This is a genomic window from Sphingobium sp. SCG-1, assembly GCF_002953135.1.
In the GTDB taxonomy this organism is placed as follows: Bacteria; Pseudomonadota; Alphaproteobacteria; order Sphingomonadales; family Sphingomonadaceae; genus Sphingobium.
Window position 1 is genome coordinate 45894 of the sequence record NZ_CP026372.1, and the last position, 17263, is coordinate 63156.

The 17263-nt window shown below is 61.1% G+C and carries 19 protein-coding genes; 11 read left to right on the forward strand and 8 right to left on the reverse strand.

Going from position 1 to position 17263, the window contains the following annotated elements; genetic code table 11:
• Positions 1-568 precede the first annotated feature (568 nt).
• The 4 genes from C1T17_RS00135 to C1T17_RS00150 all read left to right on the forward strand — a co-directional run bounded on the left by C1T17_RS00135 (position 569) and on the right by C1T17_RS00150 (position 3351).
• Positions 569-1507 carry an NAD(P)H-dependent flavin oxidoreductase gene (locus tag C1T17_RS00135; protein WP_104951666.1) on the forward strand — a complete coding sequence of 313 codons (939 nt, stop codon included), beginning with the start codon at positions 569-571 and terminating at the stop codon, positions 1505-1507.
• A gap of 12 nt (positions 1508-1519) precedes the next feature.
• Positions 1520-1789, forward strand: coding sequence for a hypothetical protein (locus C1T17_RS00140; protein WP_104951667.1), 270 nt, complete (start codon positions 1520-1522; stop codon positions 1787-1789).
• Positions 1782-1958 (forward strand): DUF4169 family protein, encoded by a 177-nt coding sequence (locus C1T17_RS00145; protein WP_104951668.1) that lies wholly within the window; start codon positions 1782-1784, stop codon positions 1956-1958. The genes C1T17_RS00140 and C1T17_RS00145 overlap by 8 nt, the downstream gene beginning before the upstream one ends.
• A gap of 85 nt (positions 1959-2043) precedes the next feature.
• Positions 2044-3351, forward strand: coding sequence for a metal-dependent hydrolase family protein (locus C1T17_RS00150; RefSeq protein ID WP_223262718.1), 1308 nt, complete (start codon positions 2044-2046; stop codon positions 3349-3351).
• Positions 3352-3355: 4 nt separating this feature from the next.
• Here C1T17_RS00150 and C1T17_RS00155 read toward each other — a convergent pair whose 3' ends face one another.
• Positions 3356-3499, reverse strand: a complete 144-nt coding sequence (locus tag C1T17_RS00155) for a hypothetical protein (RefSeq protein WP_189338611.1) — start codon at positions 3497-3499, stop codon at positions 3356-3358.
• A complete protein-coding gene (locus C1T17_RS20900) occupies positions 3499-3747 on the reverse strand; it encodes a hypothetical protein (protein ID WP_145958924.1) in 249 nt (82 codons plus the stop codon). The genes C1T17_RS00155 and C1T17_RS20900 overlap by 1 nt, the downstream gene beginning before the upstream one ends.
• Positions 3748-4027: 280 nt before the next feature.
• On the opposite strand from C1T17_RS20900, the gene C1T17_RS00165 reads away from it, so the two are divergent.
• Both C1T17_RS00165 and C1T17_RS00170 read left to right on the forward strand, forming a co-directional pair.
• Positions 4028-5848: a DUF885 domain-containing protein gene (locus C1T17_RS00165; RefSeq protein WP_104951671.1), complete on the forward strand. Its 1821-nt coding sequence runs from the start codon at positions 4028-4030 to the stop codon at positions 5846-5848.
• A gap of 243 nt (positions 5849-6091) precedes the next feature.
• Positions 6092-6739, forward strand: a complete 648-nt coding sequence (locus C1T17_RS00170; protein WP_104951672.1) for a hypothetical protein — start codon at positions 6092-6094, stop codon at positions 6737-6739.
• 66 nt (positions 6740-6805) lie between these two features.
• Here the strand turns inward: C1T17_RS00170 and C1T17_RS00175 are convergent, their stop codons facing one another.
• The 4 genes from C1T17_RS00175 to C1T17_RS00190 form a co-directional block, all read right to left on the reverse strand.
• On the reverse strand, positions 6806-6955 hold the full coding sequence (locus C1T17_RS00175) for a lmo0937 family membrane protein (RefSeq protein WP_104951673.1): 150 nt from the start codon (positions 6953-6955) through the stop codon (positions 6806-6808).
• A gap of 130 nt (positions 6956-7085) precedes the next feature.
• Positions 7086-7619 (reverse strand): translation initiation factor IF-3, encoded by a 534-nt coding sequence (gene infC, locus C1T17_RS00180; protein ID WP_104951674.1) that lies wholly within the window; start codon positions 7617-7619, stop codon positions 7086-7088.
• A 135-nt stretch (positions 7620-7754) separates the two neighbouring features.
• The gene (gene thrS, locus C1T17_RS00185; protein WP_104951675.1) at positions 7755-9749 is read right to left on the reverse strand and encodes a threonine--tRNA ligase; all 1995 of its coding nucleotides are present in this window, start codon (positions 9747-9749) and stop codon (positions 7755-7757) included.
• Positions 9750-9858: 109 nt separating this feature from the next.
• A complete protein-coding gene (locus C1T17_RS00190) occupies positions 9859-10239 on the reverse strand; it encodes a hypothetical protein (protein WP_104951676.1) in 381 nt (126 codons plus the stop codon).
• Positions 10240-10336: 97 nt separating this feature from the next.
• Between C1T17_RS00190 and C1T17_RS00195 the strand changes: the two genes are divergently transcribed.
• The 5 genes from C1T17_RS00195 (at position 10337) to C1T17_RS00215 (ending at position 13675) form a co-directional block, all read left to right on the forward strand.
• Complete coding sequence (locus C1T17_RS00195) at positions 10337-11086, forward strand: alpha/beta fold hydrolase (RefSeq protein WP_104951677.1); 750 nt, start codon at positions 10337-10339, stop codon at positions 11084-11086.
• A complete protein-coding gene (locus C1T17_RS00200) occupies positions 11083-11940 on the forward strand; it encodes a tetratricopeptide repeat protein (protein ID WP_104951678.1) in 858 nt (285 codons plus the stop codon). Before C1T17_RS00195 ends, C1T17_RS00200 begins: the two co-directional genes overlap by 4 nt.
• A gap of 166 nt (positions 11941-12106) precedes the next feature.
• Entirely contained in the window at positions 12107-12523 is a 417-nt protein-coding gene (locus C1T17_RS00205; RefSeq protein ID WP_104951679.1) for a VOC family protein, read from the forward strand.
• A 5-nt stretch (positions 12524-12528) separates the two neighbouring features.
• Entirely contained in the window at positions 12529-13254 is a 726-nt protein-coding gene (gloB, locus tag C1T17_RS00210; RefSeq protein ID WP_104951680.1) for a hydroxyacylglutathione hydrolase, read from the forward strand.
• A gap of 19 nt (positions 13255-13273) precedes the next feature.
• The gene (locus tag C1T17_RS00215; protein ID WP_104951681.1) at positions 13274-13675 is read left to right on the forward strand and encodes a hypothetical protein; all 402 of its coding nucleotides are present in this window, start codon (positions 13274-13276) and stop codon (positions 13673-13675) included.
• Between the two features lie 7 nt (positions 13676-13682).
• On the opposite strand, the gene C1T17_RS00220 is transcribed toward C1T17_RS00215, so the two are convergent.
• Positions 13683-15470 carry an AMP-dependent synthetase/ligase gene (locus tag C1T17_RS00220; protein WP_104954891.1) on the reverse strand — a complete coding sequence of 596 codons (1788 nt, stop codon included), beginning with the start codon at positions 15468-15470 and terminating at the stop codon, positions 13683-13685.
• A 96-nt stretch (positions 15471-15566) separates the two neighbouring features.
• Positions 15567-17234, reverse strand: a complete 1668-nt coding sequence (gene ggt / locus C1T17_RS00225; protein WP_104951682.1) for a gamma-glutamyltransferase — start codon at positions 17232-17234, stop codon at positions 15567-15569.
• Positions 17235-17263 lie beyond the last annotated feature (29 nt).

Genomic DNA, 17263 nt, shown 5'->3' on the forward strand with positions numbered 1-17263 from the left:
CCTAATCATGCGTGAAAAGGGGGGCCGGTCACTGCATGATCGGCTCCCCTTTTGCTTGTCGGGCAGCAACAAATTGATCGAGGTTAAGCGCCCTGTTTTCAGCAGCTTGATCGAACACGCAAATTGAACCGAAGCCGTGATCCTGCGTTATTCCTCTACAACATGCAAAATGTGGAGCAGGACGATGGCAGTGGCAGTGATGTTCCCCGACGGGACGATCCGGAACGTCATTGGTGAGTTGAAGCTTGAAGGCGGCCGATTCGTGCAGAGCCCGATAAACTGCGACCCAAGGTGGAAGTACATTAAGCAATCCGGCGTATGGACGGCGCAGGGGCGACATGGCCAGGTGCATATGATGCCGTTGGCCGACAGACGATGCTGGTGGCACTCCATTCCGCAAATGTCGGATGACGTAGCGGAAGCGCCGAATGATAGGGCGATAACGCGTTCTGTCGCATGAGAAATCGGCAGATTTGCGTGTTTTTGTACTTCCTAACGATTACGAAAAGGTCATAAAGGTCCGGCCCAGCCACGACAGGCAAGGCTGACTAGAAGGACCAATACATCGATGGCGATGCCTGCTCTGCTTGAAAACCGGCTGAAGCTTCCCGTGATTGCATCGCCCATGTTCATCATTTCGCAGCCGGATCTGGTCACGGCAGAATGCCGGGCCGGGGTAGTTGGCGCGTTCCCCTCACTCAATGCCCGCCCGTCGGGCGTGTTCGAGGAATGGCTGAAGCGGCTTCGGCAGGATCTCACCGATCAGGACGCCCCCTTCGCCGTCAACCTGATCGTACATCGCAGCAACACGCGGCTGGAGGAAGATCTGGCGCTGTGCGTCAAATATCAGGTTCCCTTGGTCATTACCTCATTGGGTGCTCGCACTGATGTGAACGACGCAATCCACAGCTATGGCGGGATCGTGCTGCATGATGTCATCGACAATCGCTTCGCCCGCAAGGCTGTGGAGAAAGGCGCAGACGGCCTGATCGCCGTTGCCGCAGGTGCTGGCGGACATGCAGGAACGCTCTCGCCCTTCGCGCTGGTGCAGGAAATTCGGCAATGGTTCGAAGGCCCTGTGGCGCTCTCGGGCGCGATTGCCACGGGCGACGCCATACTCGCAGCGCGGGCGATGGGCGCGGACTTGGCCTATATGGGTTCCGCCTTCATTGCGACGGAGGAAGCCAATGCCGACGCCGCCTACAAGCAGATGATCGTCGACTCCTCGGGCGCGGACATTCTCTACACCAACTTGTTCACGGGCGTGCACGGCAACTACCTGCGGCCAAGCATCGTGCGCGCAGGCTTGGACCCCGACAATCTACCCGAATCCGATCCTTCCAAGATGGATTTTTCCACAATGGCCGACGGTGCAAAGGCATGGCGCGATATCTGGGGCTGCGGCCAGGGGATCGGTGCAGTACACAACGTCGTGCCTACAGCGGCGCTGGTCGAGCGGTTGACCAGTGAATATAAAGCAGCATTGCATCGTGTTAGCGGACAGTAACGGCCATTTTCCATGGACTTCCCTACGCTATTGCAGCGCTACTTCGGAACGCCGGATCTTGAGGCCGTAGATGCGGCCGCCCTCGCCGACGGGGCTGCGCGGATGCGTGTCGATTTCGGCCTGGAGACTGACAAGGGCCGCCGCTTCGCGCTCTGGACGCTGATGCATATGCTCGGTGTAGCGCCTGATATCGACGTTGCGTTTAAGGATGCGGCCGAGCAGGAAGCGGCGCGCAACTTCATGGACATCGCCGCCAGTCTGGAGGAGCCAAAGGATGGCTGAGATCGTCAACCTCCGCGTCGTGCGGAAGGCGCAGAACCGTGCGAACGCGGAAAAAGCCGCAGCAGAAAATCGCACCCGTTTCGGCAGGACCAAGGCTGAACGAGTTGCACAGGATCGCGAAGCCGATCGTATCGCGAAAACGCTGGATGGCGCGAAGCGGAGCGATTGACGCCGATCAACCACTCTCTGCCTCTTGCAGAGTAGCTCCAGTTCGCTATGCCTATGTAACGATTGCAAAAACAGGGGAGCAGGCGTTGAAGCCTTTGAAATGGATCGCGGGCGTGATGAGCCTTGCGACGGCATCGTTCGCGGTGGCGCAGGGGCCAACGCCGAACGAGGCAACCCGTTTCGTGCAAGCCGGGCGACTGCTGGCCGATCCTGCGACCGGGCGGGTCGAGCAGAACAAGACGCTGGTTATCCGCGACGGACGAGTGGCCGAAATCCGTGACGGCTTTGTCGGGGAGGGTCAGGGCACCGTCATCGACTTGCGCGATGCTTTCGTGCTGCCGGGTCTGATCGACAGCCATGTGCACCTGACAGGGGAACAGAACCCCAACTCCCGGCTCGACGAAGTGACGCGCTCGTCCGCGGAGCAGGCCATGATTGGCGCTGGGTTCGCTCACAAGACGCTGATGGCGGGCTTTACGACCGTTGCCGACCTGGGTGCGGAGAACAACGCGATCTTCGCCTTGCGCGAGGCAGTGCAGCGGGGCGATGTGCCGGGGCCGCGCATCATCGCGGCGGGCTCTGCGGTGTCGGTGCATGGCGGCCACGGCGACGCCAATGGCTTTCGCGACGACATCCTGCATCTGCTGTCGCCGACCAGCGTCTGTTCAGGGGCCGACGATTGTATGCGCGCAGTCCGGCTTCAGGTGCGCGCCGGCGCCGACATCATCAAGATCACGGCAACCGGCGGCGTCTTGTCGAACACGGCGGCGGGCCTTGCCCAGCAATTCAGCGACGCAGAACTGGCCGCCATAGTCCAGGCCGCGCATCGCATGGGGCGGCAAGTCACGGCACACGCGCATGGCGTAGATGGCATCAACGCATTCCTGAAGGCCGGCGGCGATTCCGTCGAGCATGGCACCTATCTGGATGCGGAGTCGATCCGCCTCTTCAAGCGTCCGGGAACCTATCTCGTACCGACACTGCTCGCGGGTGACTTCGTTGCGCGTGTCGCGGCAAGTCCCGGCAATTTCCTGACGCCCGCGCAGACCGCTAAAGCGCTGGAGGCTGGTCCCAAGATGCTCGACATGGCACGGCGCGCGCATGAGGGCGGCGTACATATCGCGTTCGGCACCGACACGGGCGTTTCCGCGCATGGCGACAATGCGCAGGAGTTCGCGTTGCTGGTGAAGGCGGGGCTGACACCGCTGGAGGCTATTCAGGCCGCCACGATCTCGGCCGCCGCACATCTCAAAATCGCCGATCAGGCAGGAAAGATCACGGTGGGCATGCCCGCCGATATGGTAGCCGTCTCTGGCGATCCGCTTAGCGATGTGCGGACGCTGGAGAAGATGCGCTTCGTGATGAAAGGCGGAACGGTGTACCGCGCCGACTGAGCGCCTATTCGCCGGTACGGCGCGGGATCTTGTTCGGCAGGTCCTTGCCCTTGGTACGGCGGGAAGGAACCTGCACCGGATTGCGCTTCTTCCACGCAGCCCAGGTCATCGGCCCTTCGGGGGTTTCAATGATATCGTCGTCGTTCATCAGTCTTCCTCCAGCGCGGCGTCCATCATCACCGTCCACAGCGTGTCCACGGTAATGCGGCCAGTCTGTTCGACATGATCGCCGCCCGCTTCGCACATCGCATCTGTCGCCAGCCGAAGCGATTGCAGCGCTGCCCTCGCATTGGCGCGGTACATGCGGCGGAGCAATTCGGCATCCGGATCGGCCCAGTCCCATTCGGGAGCGACGGCTTCATACATGGCGCGCGCGGCGCGTTCGATTGGTGTCATGATATGTTCAATCGACAGTGTTGCTTTTTGTGCCAACGGACGCGTGAAGTCCGGCCACTGTAAAGGCTTCTGGAAGCTGAACCAGAGCGGAAAGCGCGCACGCCTGCGCCTGAACGCAAGACGTTGCGGAGCTGCGCCCACCCTTGTCCGCGCGCTGATCTATTCTCGACATGCGCGGAGCATATCACGATCCGAAGACGCGGCCTATCGTGGCGCGCAGACTTGTCGAACAGCTTAAGCTGTTTCACAAACTGAGCTATTCCCAATCCGGAGACCGAACATGACGACACGCCGCGACTTCCTCATCGGCACAGCCGCCGCGGCGACTTTGACGACGCCTTTAAGAGCCGCGACCAGAGCGGATGCGAAGGCCGAAGCGGTGCTGGCGGATGTGGCCGAACAACTGATGGCCGATTACCCTGAAAGTGCGACGGGCTTGGGATTGGACAAGGGCAAGCGGGCCGCTCTTAAATCGCATCTTACGGATCGGTCCGGGCCGGGACAGATGGCGAAAGCACGTCGTGCCGCCGATCGACTCACGAAGCTCAAAGCCATAGACATGGACGCGCTTAGCCCCGCTGTTCGGACAGATGCCGATGTCGTGCGCACCGCGCATGAAGTGGCGGCGGAGGGATATGCTTTCCCCTTCGGCGATGTCGCGACGCTGAACCTCAATTTCTCCTATCGTAATGCGCCTTATGTGGTTGCGCAGAACACCGGTGCGTTCGTCGAAGTGCCGGACTTCCTCGACAGTCAGCATGTCATCGCCAATGCGGCCGATGCCGACGCTTATGTGGCGCGTGTCGAAGCTTATGCGGCAGCGCTGGACGGTGAGAGCGAACGGCTGAAGCACGACGGCGCGATCGGCGTCATCGCGCCCGCCTTCCTGCTGGACAAGACCCTGAAGCAGCAGCGCAGCGCGCGGACGCAGCCGTTCGATCAGTGGGTGATCGTCAGTTCGATCGCAAAGCGCGCCAAGGACATCTCCGGCGAGCACGCCGCGCATGTCCTGAAACTGGTGAGGGAAAAGGTCGCGCCTGCGATGGACCAGCAGATCGCCGTCCTGACGGCGCAGCGCGCCCGCGCCACCAGTGATGCTGGCGTATGGAAACTGCCGCAGGGGGATGCCTATTACGCATGGGCACTGCGGGCCAGCACGACCACGACGATGATGCCCGACGAGGTGCACGCGATGGGACTGGACCAGCTAAAGGCGCTGCAATCGGAGATGGATGGGCTTCTGAAAGGCCTCGGCTACACGAAGGGCACCGTGGGCGAGCGCATGACGGCACTGGGCAAAGATCCCCAATATCTGTTCCCGAACACGGACGCAGGGCGGCAGCAGATCCTGGATTACGTCAATGGCCGGATCGCCGATGTACGCACCCGCTTGCCCCGTGCATTCGCCACGCTGGTGCCGGGCCGTCTGATCGTGAAGCGTGTCCCCGTGGAAATCGAAGCAGGTGCGCCGGGGGGTTACGCCGGGCCAGGGACAATCGACGGATCAGTGCCCGGCAACTATTATATCAACTTGCGCGATACGAGCATCTGGCCCCGCCATGCCCTCCCAACACTGAGCTATCATGAGGGTATTCCGGGGCATATCTGGCAGGGGGAATATACGTTCAAGCTTCCGCTTGTCCGTTCATTGCTGGCCTTCAATGCCTATTCCGAAGGATGGGCGCTCTATGCGGAACAGCTCGCCAGCGAACTGGGCGTCTATGACGGCGATGCGGTCGGGCGACTGGGCTATCTCCAATCGATTGCGTTCCGCGCCTGCCGCCTCGTCGTCGATACCGGCATCCACGCCAAACGCTGGGAGCGCGACTATGCGATCGACTGGTTTGCGACGACCAACGGCTCCACGGTCGAGGAAGTTCAGGGTGAAGTTGACCGTTATTGCGCATGGCCGGGGCAGGCGTGCGGCTACAAAGTCGGCCATAGCGAAATCGTACGGCTGCGAGAGCGGGCGCAGGCGGCACTTGGCGATCGGTTTGACCTGCGGTTGTTCAATGATTCCGTGGTGAGGGGCGGCAATGTGCCGCTGACTGTGCTGGGGCGGAACATCGAATCGCATATTGCCGGACGAAGATCAGCCTGATTCGGGCTGACCGATCATTAGTCGCGCCGCGCAACTTTCTTCCTAACCTATGCCGGTCGCCGGAACCTGTATCAAATCAACAGGTTTACTTCACGTCCTGATTGGGAAGCACGCCTGTTTCTGTCGCAGGATAGCCCACAGGTGCCGCTCGTCGCGGCATGATGCGGGATGCCATGCAGAGAGCGGCTCCCGGACGGTAGGGGTGGACGAAAACGTCCATTCGTAAACGATAGGAGAAGTTGCATGAACAAGTTCATACTGTTGACTTCGGCGGCGCTGCTGACGGCGTCGGCTTCGCTTTCCACGGCACAGACCGGGTCGGGAGGCACTACGGGCGGGACCGGCACGACATCCGGCAGCGGAACCACTGGCGGCAGCGGAACCACTGGCGGCAGCGGAACCACTGGATCGACAGGTTCGGCTGGCGGGTCGATGGGTTCGGGTTCGGCAGGGTCCGGCACCATGGGCAGCACCCCTCCGGGTGATGCGGGCTCCGGCTCTACCGGAACGATGGGCAGCGGCACATCGGGAAGCGGATCAACCAGCGGGTCCAGCGGCGACATGTCCGGTGGCTCCATGGGCGGCACGGGCAGCGGATCGACCACGGGAGCGGGCGGTGACATGTCCGGCGGAGCGGCCGGTGGCATGGGAAGTGGAGCGGCCGGTGGCATGGGAAGCGGGGCGACCAGCGGCAGCGGCACGACATCTGGTTCGGGCGCGGGCGGCTCATGGACCAGCGGGAGTGGGGCCACCGGAACCGGATCAACCGGCGCCGGCGCGGGCACGAGTGGCAGCGGCAGCGCATCGGCTGGCCCTAACTCCTATCCAACCTGTTCGGCCACAGTCACTGACAATTGCAAGCAGGGCAAGGCCAAGCGGCGTCCCCGCTGATAAGATCGACTGATGCTAAAATGCCCCAGGCGCGCATTCCGCGCCTGGGGCATTTATTCGACGTGATTATAAAGATCGACGGCCGGTGAATAGCTGCCAGAGGCCGACAATCAACGCGAGCACCAGCAGGATGTGGATGAGTCCGCCTGCAATGTGGAAGGCGAAAAAGCCCAGAAGCCACAGAACAAGGAGGATGACGGCGATTGTCCAAAGCATGTGAACGTCCCTCAAAACTGCCGGCGATCATCGCAACGGCAACAATTGAGAAACGTCACAGCCAGCCGATCGTTCCGCCTGTGCATCGACGCCAAAACTATCAAGTGCGGAAACGCACGAGACGCTCAGCTTATTTAGGGGCGAGCACCATCAGCATCTGTCGGCCTTCCATGCGCGGGTAGGCCTCAACCTTCGCAACTTCCACCACGTTTTCGGCCACGCGCTGCAACAGCGCCATGCCCAACTGCTGATGCGACAATTCGCGGCCGCGGAAGCGCAGCGTGATCTTCACCTTGTCGCCTTCACCGATGAAATCGTGAACCTTCTTCATCTTCGTATCATAATCATGATCGTCGATGTTCGGACGCATTTTGATCTCCTTGATCTCCTGCGTCTTCTGGGTCTTGCGGGCGATATTCGCCTTTTTCTGGGCTTCGTACTTGAACTTGCCGACGTCCAGGAACTTGCAGACTGGCGGATCGGCGTTCGGGGAGACTTCAACGAGGTCCAGGCCCACTTCGGCAGCCTGCTCGATCGCTTCCTGCGTAAACATCACGCCCAGATTTTCGCCCTCTTCATCGATCACGCGGACCTTGGGAACGCTGATGAATTCATTGTAGCGGGGGCCGGATTTCGGCATCGGCGCCAATGGGCGGCGCATCATCGGGGGACGTATAGCAGACTCTCCTGTGGTCATTGAACGGACGGCTCATAGCGCCTTTTGCCAATGTCGAAAAGGCCGCATGTCCTGCTTCATGCAAGGGACAGCGGCCTGTGACATCTAAGGGACATCAGCGCCTTACCGCATATCGGGTGCGCGTGCCTGGTTTTCAAGTTGTGCGATTACTTCATCGAGCGACAGCACGGCCTGAGCCTGCTCGCCAAGTGTGCGCAGCGCAACGGTGCCCTCGTCGGCCTCGCGTTTGCCGACGACCAGCAATTTCGGGACTTTTGCAAGGCTATGCTCGCGCACCTTATAATTGATCTTTTCATTGCGCAGATCGATTTCGGCGCGAATTCCGGCAGCGCGCAGCTTTTCGACCACACTTCGCGCATAGTCGTCCGCGTCGGACACGATCGTCGCCACCACCGCCTGCACAGGGGCCAGCCATAGCGGGAAACGCCCCGCATGATGCTCAATCAGGATGCCGATGAAGCGTTCGAATGTGCCCAAAATGGCGCGATGGAGCATCACAGGGCGATGCTTTTCGCCGTCTTCGCCCACATAGCTGGCGTCGAGTCGTTCGGGCAGCACATAGTCCAACTGGATCGTCCCGCATTGCCACGTCCGCCCGATTGCATCGGTCAGATGGAATTCCAGCTTAGGCGAATAGAATGCGCCTTCACCGGGCAGTTCTTCCCAGCCATATTCAGGACCGGCGCGGCCAGCCTGCGCCACCGCGTCGCGCAGGCTCTGCTCGGCCTTGTCCCACATCTCCTCGGTGCCGAAGCGCTTCTCGGGCCGTAGCGCCAGCTTGATGGCGTAGCTTTCGAACCCGAGATCCTTGTATACGGTATCGAGCAAGTCGCAGAACAGCCGCACTTCCTCGACGATCTGGTCCTCGCGGCAGAAGATATGCGCGTCGTCCTGCGTAAACTGGCGCACGCGCATGATGCCGTGCAGCGCACCATGGGGTTCGTTGCGATGACAGCAGCCGAACTCCGCCAGCCGCATCGGCAAATCGCGATAGCTCTTGATGCCCTGCCGGAAGATCAGGACGTGCGCAGGGCAATTCATGGGCTTTAGCGCCATCAGGTCGGCATCGCCAGATAGCACCGGGCCTTCATCCTCGGCGTTCGGAATCTCGTCGGGCACCACGAACATATTCTCGCGATACTTGCCCCAGTGGCCGGACTGCTCCCACTGACGCGCGTCCATCAACTGCGGCGTCCTCACTTCGCGATAACCCGCGGCGTCCAGCTTGCGACGCATATACGCCTCCAGCTGACGCCAGACGATATAGCCCTTCGGATGCCAGAAGACGGAACCCTGCGCTTCGCTCTGGAGGTGAAACAGGTCCATTTCCTGCGCGATCTTGCGATGATCGCGCTTGGCCGCTTCCTCAAGGCGCAGGAGATGCGCGTCGAGCTGCTTCTTGTTGAGCCAACCAGTGCCGTAGATGCGGGAAAGCATCGCGTTCTTCTGGTCGCCGCGCCAGTATGCGCCAGAGACGCGCGTCAGCTTGAATGCCTGCGGATCGACCTTGCCCGTTGAGGCCAGATGCGGTCCCCGGCACATGTCGAGCCATTCGCCACCCGACGTATAGACAGTCAGTTCCTCGCCCTCGGGCAATTCCGCCGCCCATTCGGCCTTGAACGTCTCACCCGCGGCCTGCCAGCGCGCGATCAGATCCTCGCGCGACCACACTTCGCGGCGCAGCGGCTTGTCGGCGGCGATGATCTTGCGCATTGCCTCCTCGATGACGGGCAGATCTTCGTCCGTGAAGGGACGGTCCTTCGGCGCGAAGTCATAATAGAAACCATCGTCCGTGGACGGCCCGAAGGTGATCTGCGTCCCCGGAAACACCGCCTGCACCGCCTCGGCCAATATGTGTGCATAATCGTGCCGCACCAGTTCCAGCGCTTCCGCCTCATCGCGCGCGGTAATCAGCGCAAGCTGCGCGTCCTGCTCCAACGGGCGCAGTAAGTCACGCACTTCGCCGTCGACGCGCGCGGCGAGTGCAGCCTTGGCAAGGCCCGGCCCGATCGCCGCTGCAATTTCCGCCGGCGTAGTGCCGGGCGCAACTTCGCGCACGGAACCATCGGGCAGGCTGATCTTGAGCAACTGGGACATGAGGACGGCGGGGCCTTATATGCAAGGAAATCGGGACGCTTGCATGTGTCCAGCGGGAGCCGTGAAGTCAAGGCTGGTATCGGAATGCCGGGAATGGAGGCGCAGACGCCTAGGCTGTCTGGTCGCGCTCCTCCCCGGTCAGTAGCCAATGTTCAGCATCTTCCCCGTGGTCGAACAGCATAGCCTGATCCCGAACCAGGATACGGCGTGTCTGCATGCGGGAGAGCGAACTACCAGTAATGACCGCCACGCGCTTGGCCTTGAGCGGCAGATTCCCAATCAGGGTCTGAAATGCGGAAACGACATCCTGCGCCTGCAATGCGCACTGGGAAGTGTCGACATAAAGAAGATGCTCACCGCTGCGGCACACCATAGTGGCAGCGGCAGCCTGTAGGTCAGCCCCGAATGCCGCGACTTCCTCCACAGAGAAGAAACCTTGCAATTGTGCGCGGATCAGCTTTCGCGTGTAATCGGCCTGAAAAGTATACATCGCTTTACTCCCACAACGTGAATAGAAGAGCGTTCATTTCCAGTGCGTTAAAGTCACCGCTCGAATTTTGCGCAAAGCTAAGACATAAGTCTAATCCATGATCGAAAGAGCGCCCTTGCAATATCTTGCCCGTAGCGGTGGCCTGCGTCTCGCCTATCGGATGCGCGTCGGCTGCGGGCTAACGATAGTCTTCCTCCCCGGCTACATGTCCGACATGGAGGGGGGAAAGGCGCTCGCACTGGACGAATGGGCCGGTGGTCAGGGGCGAGCGATGCTCCGGCTCGACTATTCGGGTAATGGCGCGAGCGACGGCAGCTTTGCCGATGGGACGCTGGAGATCTGGCGCGACGACGTGCTGTTCCTTATCGATCGCCTCGTCGAGGGGCCGGTGGTGCTGGTCGGATCGTCGATGGGAGGATGGCTGGCGCTGCTGGTGGCACTCGCGATTCCAGAGAGAGTGGTGGGGATCGTCGGCATTGCGGCCGCCCCGGACTTCACTGAATGGGGCTTCAGCGACGCACAGAAAACGCAGCTTCATGATGCCGGCCGGATTGTTGAGGACACGCCTTATGGCGATCAGCCGTATGTGACGACGTTGGCTTTCTGGCAGTCGGGGCAAGCCCATCTGCTGCTCGGCGCTCCTATCGCTCTCGATTGCCCGGTGCGGCTGTTGCAGGGACAGGCGGACCTCGATGTGCCATGGTCCTTGGCGCTAGACATTGCCGCCGCGTTGCGTTCATCCGACGTGCAGGCCCTGTTGATTAAGGACGGCGATCATCGCCTTTCGCGCGATGCCGATATCGCCCGCCTGATAGAGGCGGTCGCGAACCTGCCGGAGCCAACATGATCTTTGCCGCCCTTTTAGCGCTACAGGGCTACAGCCCGGAAACGAACGCCGTGATGGATCGCGCCCGTCGGGAAGCGGCGGCGGCACGTGCGGCGGAGGCCAAGCCCACCACGCCGCCCAAGTTGCCGATGCTTGTCGAGGTTGCGAAGAAATTTCAGGCTTGCCTAGATGCGGCCAACACCGACCCGGACGCAGGCATACGCTTCGCCAATTCGTGGCGGCTGGACGGGGGCGCGTTTCATGCGCGGCAGTGCCTTGGGTGTAGCTATGCGAAGGCGGAGCGGTGGGCGCCCGCGATGGTGTCCTTCGAACAGGCCGCCGACGAGGCCGAACGCGCAGGGGATGTGCCGAGCGGCGCTAGACTGTGGGCCCAGGCGGGTAACGCAGCGCTGGCAAGTGGAGACGCGGCAAAGGCGCGCAGCTATTTCGACGCTGCGATCGCGCGCGGCCTGCCGCCCGGCGCGGAGAAGGGCGAAGCGTATCTGGATCGCGCTCGTACGTTCGTCTCGCTCGGCGATCTTGCCGCTGCGCGCAGCGACCTCGATGTAGCGCTTGACGAGGTGCCGCGCGATCCGCTCGCCTGGCTGTTATCGGCGACACTGGCGCGACGGGCGGGGCAGATGGACCTCGCGCAGTCGCATGTCGCCCGCGCCGTGCAGATGTCGCCGGACGATGCCTCGGTCGCGCTGGAGGAAGGCAATATCGCAATTCTGACGAATCACGCCGATGTCGCCCAGTCCGCGTGGCAACGCGCTGTGCGGCTTTCGGCGCAGAGCAATGCAGGCCGCGCCGCGGCGGATAATCTCAGCCGCCTGGGCGCCTCCGCGCCTGCTGCCGAAAAAACGCCGCGCTGAGCACGCAATATACTGCCATAAAAGTGCGATTCAGGCGTCTACTTCACTGTCATGATCGCACGTCTTTCGCCGATGACATGCATTGCAGCTCTTCCATGGGGCCGTGCGCGATCTTATTTGTCGTGCTGACCGCATATGCTGAATCGCTAGACCGGACGGAACCATAATGCCGAAATATCTTCACACCATGATCCGCGTGACTGACATCGACGCGACGGTTCGCTTCTTCAACCTTCTCGGGCTGGAGGAGCAGAAACGGTTCGATAGCGAGCAGGGGCGTTATACACTCGTGTTTCTCGCCGCTCCGGGTGACGAAGCGGCCCAGGTCGAACTGACCTACAACTGGGATACCCAGGAATATGATGGCGGCCGCAATTTTGGCCATCTCGCCTACCGCGTCGAGAATATCTACGACACCTGCCAGCGGCTGATGGATGCGGGCGTGGCGATCAACCGCCCGCCGCGCGACGGCCATATGGCGTTCGTGCGGACGCCGGACAATATCTCGATCGAGTTGTTGCAGGACGGGCATCTGGAACCCGCCGAGCCGTGGGTTAGCATGCCCAACACCGGAAGCTGGTAAGCATTATGGCACTGGAGATCGCGCGCTTACCGGTGCTGTCCGACAATTACGTCTGGCTGATGCACGATCCGGATAGCCGCGAAACGGTCGTCATCGATCCGTCCGTGGCAGAGCCGGTTCTGGAAGCGGCCGCAGAGCGGGGCTGGACCATCACCCAGATTTGGAACACGCACTGGCACGGCGATCACACGGGCGGCAACGCGGCTATCAAGGCCGCGACGGGTTGCACCATCACAGGCCCGGCGGCGGAGGCGGCGAAGATCCCGACGCTGGACCGCACCGTGGCGGAAGGCGATCAGGTGTCTATCGGCGGCCATAAGGCCAAAGTGCTTGAGGTGCCCGCCCATACGGCAGGGCATATTGCCTATCATCTTGCCGATGATGCGGTCGTGTTCGTCGGCGATACGTTGTTTGCGATGGGATGCGGGCGGCTTTTCGAAGGCACGCCAGCCCAGATGTTCGTCAATATGCAGCGACTGAAGGCGCTGCCCGAAGACACGACGGTGTACTGCGCGCACGAATACACACAATCCAACGGGCGTTTCGCGCTGGTCGCGGAGCCGGATAATGCAGCTATTCGCGAGCGGATGGCCAATGTCGATGCGGCCCGCTCCCGCAGCGAGCCTACCGTTCCGACGACGATCGCACAGGAGCGCGCCACCAATGTATTCATGCGAGCGCGCGACGCCGAACATCTAAGGCAACTACGAGCCGCCAAGGATTCCTTCTGACGATCGGGAGCATTTCGCGATGAAAAGCCTGTTAGCCTTGGTGCTGATATCGTTGGTTTCCAGTACCGCCGCGGTGGCGCGTCCGTCGTTAAGCCTTCGTAACACCGAAGTGCTGAACAAGGCATTGGAAGGAAAGACACCCGGTCCGCCGGTCCGGTGCGTCAGTCGCGATCTGCTCAACGACATGCGGTCCGTGGGGAATAGCATAATGCTGTACCGGGTGGGGCCGAAGCTCACCTATCGGAACGATCTGGGCGGGCAATGCCATGGCCTTGGTTCGGACGGCATTCCCGTGCTGCAAAGCTTTGGCGGCGAATATTGCCGCGGAGACATCATCCGGATCGCCGATCGGCAGACAGGAGGTTTTCGCGGAAGCTGCGTGCTCGGGCCGTTCGTACCTTATCGCGCGTCTGCGAAATAAGCCGCGGTCAGGACTTATAGAGCGCGTCCAGCCGAGGCTGATAGCGCGCGCGAATGACATGGCGGCGTATTTTCAGCGAAGGCGTCATCTCTTCGTTCTCGACCGTGAAGGGTTCATCGGCAAAGATAAAGCGACGGACCCGCTCGGTCACGGACAAATCGGCATTCACCCGGTCCACGGCTTCGCGGACTGCTGCAACAAAAGCCGGATTGGCGGACAAGGCGGTTAGATCGTTCGCAACGCCCACCGTGTGTGTCCAGTCGCGCATCCACTCGGCGTCAGGCACGATCAGACCGACGATGTAAGGCCGCTTGTCGCCTGAAACCATGACTTGCCCAATCTCCGGCTCCAGAGTGAGCATACCTTCGATCTTCTGCGGCGCGACATTCTCGCCCTTGTCATTGACTATAAGATCCTTTTTGCGGTCGGTGATGCGGATGCGACCGCGTGCGTCTATTTCGCCAACATCCCCGGTATGCAGCCAGCCATCGACCAGCACGCGCTGGCTTTCCTGTGGGTTGCGCCAGTAACCATGCATGACGAGTTCGCCTCGCACGAGGATTTCGCCATCCTCGGCAATTCTCACCTCCACGCCGTCCAGCGGCGGACCTACGGTATCCATCGCAATGCCGACACGCGGTCGGTTGCAGGAAATGACTGGCCCCGCCTCGGTTTGTCCATAGCCCTGAAGCAACGTTATCCCGAGCGAATGGAAGAATATGCCGACATCCGGGTTGAGCGGCGCACCCCCCGACACCATCGCTTTCAAGCGGCCGCCGAAACGCTGCTGCACCTTCGGCCTTATCGTGCGGTCCACGATCAACCGCATCGGCATGTCGAGCAAAGTTGACTTGCCCCGTAATTCCTTGCTGCCTATCCGGATTGCCTGATTGAGCAGGAATAGAGGTGCCCTGCCCTGCTTTTCGATCGCCTTGAGAACTCGGGTACGCAACACTTCGAACAGACGCGGCACGACCACCATGATCGTTGGCCGCACCTCCTCGATATTACCCGCAAGTTTTTCCAGGCTCTCGGCATAATATATCTGCGCGCTTGAGATGATCGGCAAATACTGTCCGCCGCTATGTTCATAGGCATGGCTGAGCGGCAGGAAGGAGAGAAACACTTCGTCGCCTTTGCCGAAATCTTCGATCAGGAGTTGCAGGGCGCCCTCGACATTGCACAGGATCGCCCCATGATGCTGCATGACGCCACGCGGCGCACCCCCGGTGCCGCTCGTGTAGATGATGCAGGCGAGATCGTCCCGCGTTGCCGTCTGTGCAGCGGCGCAGGTTTCGACATCAGCGGGATGGGCGGCGATCAGGTCGCTCCACAAAGCGCAACGGACAGAGTCGCCTTGGAAACCCCGCAAAGGCTCCATCCCGATCACTAGCCTCACTTGAGACCGGAGGACGGCGGGCATCAGATCCTTTGACAGCTTGGCGGTGGACACAATTACCGCCGACGCGCCGCTATCGGTCAGGATATGCGCATGATCCCGCGTCGTATTCGTCGTATAGGTCGGCACCGTCACGCCACCTGCCGCCATGATGGCAAGGTCAGCAATGCAGAATTCCGCGCGATTTTCGCTGACCAGCACCACGCGGTCACCGGGCTGAAGCCCTTCGGATCTGAGCGCGGCGGCGAGCGCCGCCACTTGCCCGGAAACGTCCTTCCAGCTCAAAGACTGCCATGTTCCTTCTCGCTTGCGCCAGAGGAAGGGGCGTTCCCCCTGCTCCATGGCGCGTGTGAAAAACATGGCAACCAGATTGGGGAAGCGTTCGGCCGTCTGCATCTCATCTCCTGCGGCCTGCATCCCGGTATGGCCGGAAAATTTCGCCGCTGCCGATTCTATACTGTGCCTGTTACGTAAGGGCCACCTCTGTTGCAGCTATTCGGTGCGGGATTCACCGGGACTGCGCGGATCTGCGGCCCCGACCCAATGGCCATCCTCCAACGCCGCAGCGTTCGCCTTGAGGCCAAGCTTGGCGATGTTGACCTTGTGCCCCATCGCTTCCAGCGGAGCCTTCATGGTTTCCAGCGTTGTTCCCTGTTCAAGGATGAGGCCCTGACTGTTGAAATAGATCAGCCCGAGGCCAATCGCGTCCCGTGGCGACATGTCCCAGTCGAGCCGGGCGATCAGCGCCTTGGCAACCTGCATGATGATCGTCGCGCCACCCGCAGCGCCGACCGTAAAGACGGGCTTACCCTGCGCATCGTAAACGATGGTCGGCGACATTGAGGACATGGGGCGTTTGCCTGCCTCCACGCGATTCGCGACGGGCGCTCCATCCTTCTCGGGCGCGAAGGTGAAATCCGTCAGTTCATTGTTCAGCACATAACCATTGGCCAGAAGTTGACTCCCAAACGCGCTTTCGACCGTGGATGTCATGCTCGCTATATCGCCGTCACGGTCGATGGCGATGAAATGCGTGGTGCCGGCGACTTCCGATGTCAAAGCTGCCGTCCGCGGCTTTGCTCCTGGCGGCGTGCCTGCTTCATAGTTGCCAAGCGTTTTCGTGGGGGAAAGGAGACGCGAGCGCGCCTTGACATAGGCTGGATCGATAAGCCCCGCGACCGGCACGTCAACGAAATCCCGGTCGCCCAGATATTTCTCGCGATCGGCATAAGCCAGCCGCATGGCCTCGGCGATCAGGTGCCACGCGACAGGACTATCCTTGCCCAGCTTCCGCATGTCGAAGCGCTCGACCATCTCGAGAATTTGCAGGACCGTCGTAGCGCCGGAGGATGGCGGCCCCATGCCGCAAATGGTGTACTGCCGATAGGGGCCACATACCGGCGCGCGGTCCTTTGCCTGATATCCCGCCAGATCCTCCGCCGTCAGCGGAACAGGGTTCTTCGGTGCATTGCTTACGATGGTCGCGATAGCCTCGGCGTTAGCGCCAGAATAGAACGCCGAAGGCCCCTCGGCAGCTATCTCTCTCAATATCTTGGCCAATGCCGGGTTACGGATATGCGTGCCGACCGGAGCCGGTGCGCCGTCTTTCCAGTACAGCTTCTGAATAGCCGGAAAATCTGTCCAGATCTTCTGAACGTTGGATAAGGAATTGAAGAGGCGGGGGGTTACGTCGTAGCCATCTTCCGCCAGCTTGATTGCCGGAGCAAACAGATCGGCCCACGGCAGCTTTCCCCACTTTCCATGCGCTTTCGCCATCAGCGCCACATTGCCCGGCACTCCCACCGAATAGCCGCCCGGCCATGCTTCCATGAACGGCAGCGGCTTTCCCTGAGCGTCTAGAAAGCGCGTCGGCGTAGCGGCAGCGGGCGCCGTCTCGCGCCCGTCAATCGTATCGACCAATCCAGTCGACGCATGATGATGAATAAGGAAACCACCCCCGCCGATGCCACTCGATTGCGGCTCCACTACCGTCAGGGCCAGCATCATCGCCATAGCCGCGTCCGTGGCGCTGCCGCCCTTATGCAATATCTCCAGCCCCGCATCGCTGGCACGCGGGTCGGCGGAGGTGACAATACCTTGCGCAAGCACTGGATATGGAAGGATGAAGAGCGCGAACGTGAGAAGGAAGCGTTTAATCATCGGGCAAGAGTATCGGCTACAAATGGTGC